4 protein-coding genes and 2 riboswitches are annotated in these 6676 nt (G+C 45.1%); all 4 genes read right to left on the bottom strand.

Annotation, left to right across the window (positions count from 1 at the left end; all coding sequences use genetic code 11):
- Window positions 1–508: 508 nt before the first annotated feature.
- The 4 genes from HT574_RS19475 to HT574_RS19460 all read right to left on the bottom strand — a co-directional run bounded on the left by HT574_RS19475 (window position 509) and on the right by HT574_RS19460 (window position 6676).
- Entirely contained in the window at window positions 509–1051 is a 543-nt protein-coding gene (locus HT574_RS19475; protein WP_175245823.1) for a GNAT family N-acetyltransferase, read from the bottom strand.
- A gap of 87 nt (window positions 1052–1138) precedes the next feature.
- A complete protein-coding gene (locus tag HT574_RS19470; RefSeq protein ID WP_175245822.1) occupies window positions 1139–2464 on the bottom strand; it encodes an NCS2 family permease in 1326 nt (441 codons plus the stop codon).
- Window positions 2465–2570: 106 nt separating this feature from the next.
- A riboswitch (purine riboswitch) is annotated at window positions 2571–2672 on the bottom strand.
- Window positions 2673–2769: 97 nt separating this feature from the next.
- Complete coding sequence (gene guaA, locus HT574_RS19465; RefSeq protein ID WP_175245821.1) at window positions 2770–4302, bottom strand: glutamine-hydrolyzing GMP synthase; 1533 nt, start codon at window positions 4300–4302, stop codon at window positions 2770–2772.
- A gap of 64 nt (window positions 4303–4366) precedes the next feature.
- A riboswitch (purine riboswitch) is annotated at window positions 4367–4468 on the bottom strand.
- Between the two features lie 42 nt (window positions 4469–4510).
- Window positions 4511–6676 (bottom strand): DUF4129 domain-containing transglutaminase family protein, encoded by a 2166-nt coding sequence (locus HT574_RS19460; protein WP_483874554.1) that lies wholly within the window; start codon window positions 6674–6676, stop codon window positions 4511–4513.

The following is a 6676-nucleotide window of genomic DNA, read 5'->3' as shown; positions in this document are numbered from 1 at the left end:
AAAATAACCTTCCTCCGTCGACATGCAAGCATGTCTCGTCGGAAGAACATTTTCCTTCCGGCGTTAAACGCTCGCCTTCGCTTTTCTATGTGGACGCTTCGTTTTGTTCAGTTTTCAAGGAACATTTGTTTTGCTCTCTAAAAGCGACTCTTATAATATATCACTTTCGATTTAACATGTCAATATATTTTTTTAAATTTTTTCGCCGCATCAAAGCGGCTTTATTAATATAACATCATCGCTTATTACATGTCAACCATTTATCATAGGTATTTTTATCCATCCAAACGACTTTTTCTGCACTCTATACACCAACACATACCGCCAAACAAACAGCATATGTGTTTTATCCTTTAAAAAAACAAACATATGCTCTATACCTGTGATGTACAATGAATCTATGATGCATGAAAAAGAGGATATATGTCCTTATACTGAACATAATATCCTCAATCTTAAAGTATAGTTAAGTCACAATAGATCATTTGTGTGACATCCTCTAATTCGCTTAACGTTTCCACTCTCTCGATAGCATCCCATAAACAACGTGGTCAACGAAATGATCGTAAAGCCATTCTGCCTCGCGGATCGTTCCTTCATTCGTAAAACCTAACCGTTCCGGAATGGCCCTGCTTCGTTTATTTTCCACTGCGCAGCGGATTTCGACTCGATGCAAATGCTGTTCATCAAATAAATAATCGATACACGCTTTACACGCCTTTGTCATCAGCCCTAGCCCTTGAAACTGCTCTCCGAGCCAGTAGCCGATGCTCGCTTTTCGATTGGCGCGATCGATATAATGAACCCCGATCACACCAGCCAGCTGTCCCTTATGCCAAATCCCTGCTTCCAAGCCGTTTCCGGCGACAAACTTCTGCAATCCTCCGATGATAAACGTTTTCGAATCCTCTATTTCTTTTATCGAGTCCACCCACGGAAGCCACTTTCGCAAATGTGGACGACACGAATCGACTAACACAAATAATCGTTCTGCATCTTCAGCTGTGAGCAACTTCAACCATGATTCGTCATCCAATCGGTGGATAAACACAACAACACTCTCCCTCCTCTACAAATTTTTCCTATTATTATAGCAAATTTCAATAAAAAAGCCCGCCGCGTTTCCGGCGGACTTTTTCTATTCTCTTAAAAAGGCAAAGTATAAGATAAAGATGACAAATAACACATATAAAAGCGGATGAACTTCTTTGCCTCGTCCTTTTAAAACCATTGTAATTGGGTAAAAAATGAACCCAACCGCGATTCCTGTGGCAATGCTGTAGGAAAGCGGCATCGTAATTAATGTGAAAAACGCTGGAATTGCTACCTCTAATTTTTTCCAATCGATTTCACCGATCGACGATACCATCAGCACGCCGACGATAATGAGTGCTGGCGCGGTGACTGGCGCAGTCACAACGCTTAGTAGCGGCGAGAAGAATAGTGCCAGCAAAAACAAAATTCCTGTCACAACTGCGGAAAAACCGGAACGTCCGCCGGCAGCGACACCTGCTGATGATTCGACGTATGAAGTCGTCGTTGATGTTCCAAGCACAGCGCCGACCATGACCGCTGTTGCATCGACAAGCAATGCTTTTCCTGCACGCGGCAGCTTATTATCTTTTAACAGACCCGCTTGGTTGGCCACCGCAAGCAACGTACCGGTGGCGTCAAAAAAGTCGACAATGAAAAAGGTTAAGACGACACCAAGCATTTTTAACGAGAAAATGTCTGGCAAATGTTCAATCGCAACACCAAATGTTGGTGAAATATCCGGAATGGCGCCGATGATTTTATCCGGCACGTCGATTAAGCCGAATATCATGCCGACAATCGCTGTAATGACCATGCCGTAAAACACGGCGCCATTAACTCTCCTTACCATTAAAATGACGGTCACGAACAAACCGAAAATCGCCAATAGCGTGTTGCCATCTTTCAAATCGCTTAACCCTACTAATGTTGCTGGGTTATCGACGATGATTTTCGCATTTTGCAGGCCGATAAATGTAATAAACAGCCCGATCCCCGCACCGACCGCATATTTCAATTCCACTGGGATCGCATCAATGATTTTCTCACGGATGCCTGTTAACGACAAAATCGTAAAAATCACTCCGGATACAAATACTCCCGCTAACGCCGTCTGCCATGGAATATGCATATGGAGCACGACAGTAAACGCAAAAAACGCGTTCAGCCCCATTCCCGGAGCGAGCGCAATCGGGTAACGCGCCAAGATGCCCATTAAAATACAGCCATATGCGGCAGCGAGCGCCGTGGCCACAAATACAGCCCCCTGGTCAATCCGCAGTTCGTTTGGAAAATCTTTTACCGCCCCTAAGGAAAGCGTGAACGGGTTGACAAATAAAATGTATGCCATTGACAAAAAGGTTGTCAGCCCAGCGATGATCTCTGTACGGTAATTCGTGCCGAGATCTTCAAATTGGAAATATTTTTTCATTTCTTGTCCCCCCTATTAAAATAAAAACGCTTCTAGTAAGCTACCAGAAGCGTTGACTAAGAAGGAATAATGAACATAGAGAGGACGCGCAAGCCAAAAACACGCTCTCTATCCCATTATACCTCGTAGTCAAGCTATTTACGGTAGCTTGGTAGAAACTCCCGAGCCATATTCCCGGGATTATACGACGTATTTTGACAATATTCGCGATCTAGGTACATTGTATCAGCACGATAGCTTTATGTCAATAAAAAAGACGAACATTTAATAATAAATGTCCGTCTTTTGTTCGTCTTTTATAGAAATCATTCCCACTCGATCGTTGCCGGTGGCTTGCTCGTAATGTCGTAAACAACCCGGTTCACATGCGGCACCTCGTTGACGATACGCGTGGAAATTTTCTCAAGTACTTCCCATGGAATGCGAGCCCAATCGGCGGTCATGCCATCGACCGATGTCACAGCGCGAATGGCAACCGTATAGTCATAGGTGCGGGCATCCCCCATGACACCGACACTACGGATGTCCGGCAACACCGTAAAGTATTGCCAAATTTCGCGGTCTAACCCTGCTTTTTTGATTTCTTCGCGCAAAATCGCATCCGATTCGCGGACGATTTCTAATTTTTCCTCTGTCACCTCGCCAAGTACGCGGATGCCTAAGCCAGGACCTGGGAACGGCTGCCGCCAAACAATTTCGTCCGGAAGGCCCAATTCTGTACCGAGCGCACGCACTTCATCTTTAAAAAGCGTATTCAGCGGTTCAATCAATTTAAATTTCATATCTTCCGGCAGGCCGCCGACGTTATGGTGGGATTTAATCGTCTGCGCCGTTGCCGTGCCGCTTTCGATAATATCGGTATATAACGTGCCTTGCACTAAAAATTCGATTCCTTCTAATTTGGCTGCTTCATCGTCAAACACATAAATAAATTCGTTGCCGATGATTTTCCGCTTTTGTTCCGGGTCCGTTACCCCTTTTAATTTCGCCAGAAAACGTTCTTTCGCATCGACTTTGATGACATTCATATGGAACCCTTCGCGGAACGTTTTCATGACGCTTTCTGCCTCACCTTTGCGCAGGAGGCCGTGGTCGACAAAAATACAGGTAAGCTGATCGCCAATCGCGCGGTGGACAAGCACGGCTGCGACCGAAGAATCAACGCCGCCGCTTAACGCGCAAAGCACTTTTTTATCCCCGACCAGTTCGCGAATCTTGCGCACTTCGCTTTCGATAAAGTTTTCCATCGTCCAATCACCCTTGCATCCGCACACATCAAAAACGAAACGTTTTAAGATATCATTTCCGTAAACGGAATGACGCACTTCCGGGTGAAACTGAACCGCGTAAAACTTCCGCGCTTCATCACTCATTGCCGCAATCGGACAAGAGGCGCTCGTCGCATCGACCGTAAACCCTGTTGGAGGGGCGGTCACTAAATCGCCATGGCTCATCCAAACGACTTGTTCGTCTGGGAGCTGCTTGAAAAGCGGCGAAGCGTTTTTCACTTGAATCATCGCTTTTCCGTACTCCCGGTGAGTTGCTTTTTCTACCTTGCCGCCCAAATAATGGGTCATCAGCTGCATGCCATAGCAAATTCCTAAAATCGGCAAGCCGAGCTGAAAAATTTGCGGGTCGCATGTAAACGCATTGTTGTCATAGACGCTGTTTGGGCCGCCGGAAAAAATGATGCCTTTGGCGTTCATGGCGCGAATTTGTTCCGCCGTAATCGTATGCGGATGCAGCTCGCTGTATACACCAAACTCGCGAATGCGGCGGGTAATTAATTGATTGTATTGACTGCCAAAGTCCAGTACGACAATCATTTCTTGTTTCATGCCATCACCTCATTAAAAAATAAAAAACTAGAATCGCCTCAAAAAACAACTATAAAGGCAGAATTCTAGCTCATTCTGCCTTCATAGTCAGGTCGTTTACGGCGACCCGGTAGAGACACTTGGACCATATTTCCAAGCATATATGAAGGTAACAACCATTGATGCTATGCAAATTTTAATTCATTCTATCAACTTCACCAGCAAACGGTCAAGATACTGTCTTTTTAATTAAATTTTCCCATAATTCTCTCACTTCATCCCAATCAATGGGGTTATTTTTTGGCAGATAAATCGACTTTTCATATAACATTGTCAGCCGCGTCATTTCCTTTGTTTTAAACCAAGCGTCGACGTAGGCTGCATACTGCCGCAGCGTTTGATGCGGCTTCCGTTTTAAACCGTAATCATCCAAATGGCGCAGCAAAGATAAGTACGCTGCCGCAAACAGGTTATCTCCTCTTTTCCTCTTATATTGAAAGCGGAGAATCGTCACATATGGCCACCATTTTCTTCTTGTCTTATATGCCGTCCATACAAATGCGAAAAACGCAGCCAAAGCAATAGCGATACGTTTCCATGACCATGCAGCCAAAAAGCTGTTCAATATCCCGCTGTCTTGCGATGGCAAAGAAGGTGACTGCTCTCTTACCCGCTCTAAAGGAACTCGGCTTTGTTCCGGGGTACGCTGTTCTGGAAGCAGCGCTGTCTCCGAATCCAGCGAAGAAGCAGTAAATACGTAAGGATTCACGAATCCTTGTGTCGGTTCAAATGGAACCCAGCCGATTCCAGAAAAGTATACCTCTACCCATGAGTGGGCATCATTGTTCGTAATTTCATAGATGTTTTTTCCGTCCTTTTCTTCCATTAGCCGTCCTGATGTATAGCCTTTTACCCAGCGCGCCGGTATGCCGAGCGAACGAAGCATGACAACCATGGAAGTAGAAAAATTGTCGCAATACCCTCTTTTTGTTTCAAATAAAAATTGGTCAACGTAATCGTCCTTTTTTCCAGGAACAGCTACATCGGTCGTTTCATACGTATAGCCGTTAGCATGAAAGTATTGTTCCACCGCTTTTACTTGTTCATATTGTGTTTGCTTCCCATTGGTAATCTGCTTGGCCAAGTCGCGTACTCGTTTTGGCAAATTTTCCGGAAGCTGCGTATAACGTTCAAGCAATTCCTTGTCCCCGACAGGCGGTGCCGCTTTTAACGCGTCAATCGAAAAGGTTGGATATTCATAAACAAGGTCATAGGACGTTAACGGCAACGTATAGGCAGAGCGGTCCGTCGTATAAATTTTTTCTGTCGCCGTTTCCATTCGATATACGACATCTTCCTGTGCTTTTACTTTTTTTAAGCCAAGCGGATAAACGAGATGGAAGTATGTCTTTTTCATATGAATGCTAGCCGTTATTTGCTTTTTTTTCAGCGCTGGAGACCACCACGAATAATCAATATCCATGTCGTTTTCCAATGTTCGCATCTGCTCGCTTTGGAAACTCGTCCATCCCTTTCCGGTATAAATGTCTTTTGTTTCGACCCGCCAATAATGACGGCGCTCATCCTCTGCCGTGAATACGACGGTATCATCGGCGATAAACGGGCCGCCAAGACGGGAGTCATTTTGTCCATAGCCGACTTTTTTGACCTTCAAAGCGGCAGGATCTATCTGTTTCTCTTCCGGCGTGGCGGCATAGCTTTTCAAAAATGATACCGGGTCTGGCCATTGCGGCGGAAGCTTCGGACTAAAATAGCCGACAAGGACAGCTAGTCCCACGAAAGATAAGCAGGCTCCCCACCATCGTCTTATTCCGCCTATTGCTGGCGACTGTTCGCGAAGCCGTTCGATATGAAGCAGGCTTAAAAAGAAAAAACCAAAAGCAACCAGGCGAACAATGGCACCGTTTCCGCGAAACAGCGTAAATGTATCAAGCACGGTAACATAGATCACCGTCAACACGTAAAAGAAAAACAACCGTTTTCGCACAACCATCCAACGGTACGAGACATAAGCAACCAGCCACAATAAACCGAAAAACAGAAAACTGCGCAAAGAATTGCTAAGCTCCATCAGACGGGTCGTAAATAAGATAGCGGCATGATCGGAAGTCTCTTGCCATATCCGCGTTAGCACGGTAAAAAGTGAAGCATGATAGAACCACTGATTTAGCGCCCATAAAATGTAGATGCTTTTCACAAAAACGGATAGCCAAAAAGGGGGACGAAAAAAATAAAGCAGAAAGCAGAGCACAACAAACCCAATGAACACTTCCACACCCTCGGTATCGGATATCGTTTCGAGCGGCATTAGCCATTCGATCAGCAGCCAACAGGCTAGTCCGTATATAAGCATCTTTATGGCGATATATCTCAT

Origin of the sequence: Parageobacillus sp. VR-IP, assembly GCF_013357975.1 — a bacterium.
In the GTDB taxonomy this organism is placed as follows: Bacteria; Bacillota; Bacilli; order Bacillales; family Anoxybacillaceae; genus Saccharococcus; species Saccharococcus caldoxylosilyticus.
This window is presented reverse-complemented; position numbering and strand designations above follow the sequence as displayed.

Excerpts from the sequence above, each read along its gene's own strand:
- HT574_RS19470 (WP_175245822.1), bottom strand. The coding sequence starts at position 2,464 with ATGAAAAAATATTTCCAATTTGAAGATCTCGGCACGAATTACCGTACA.
- guaA (WP_175245821.1), bottom strand. The coding sequence starts at position 4,302 with ATGAAACAAGAAATGATTGTCGTACTGGACTTTGGCAGTCAATACAAT.
- HT574_RS19460 (WP_483874554.1), bottom strand. The coding sequence starts at position 6,676 with ATGAGATATATCGCCATAAAGATGCTTATATACGGACTAGCCTGTTGG.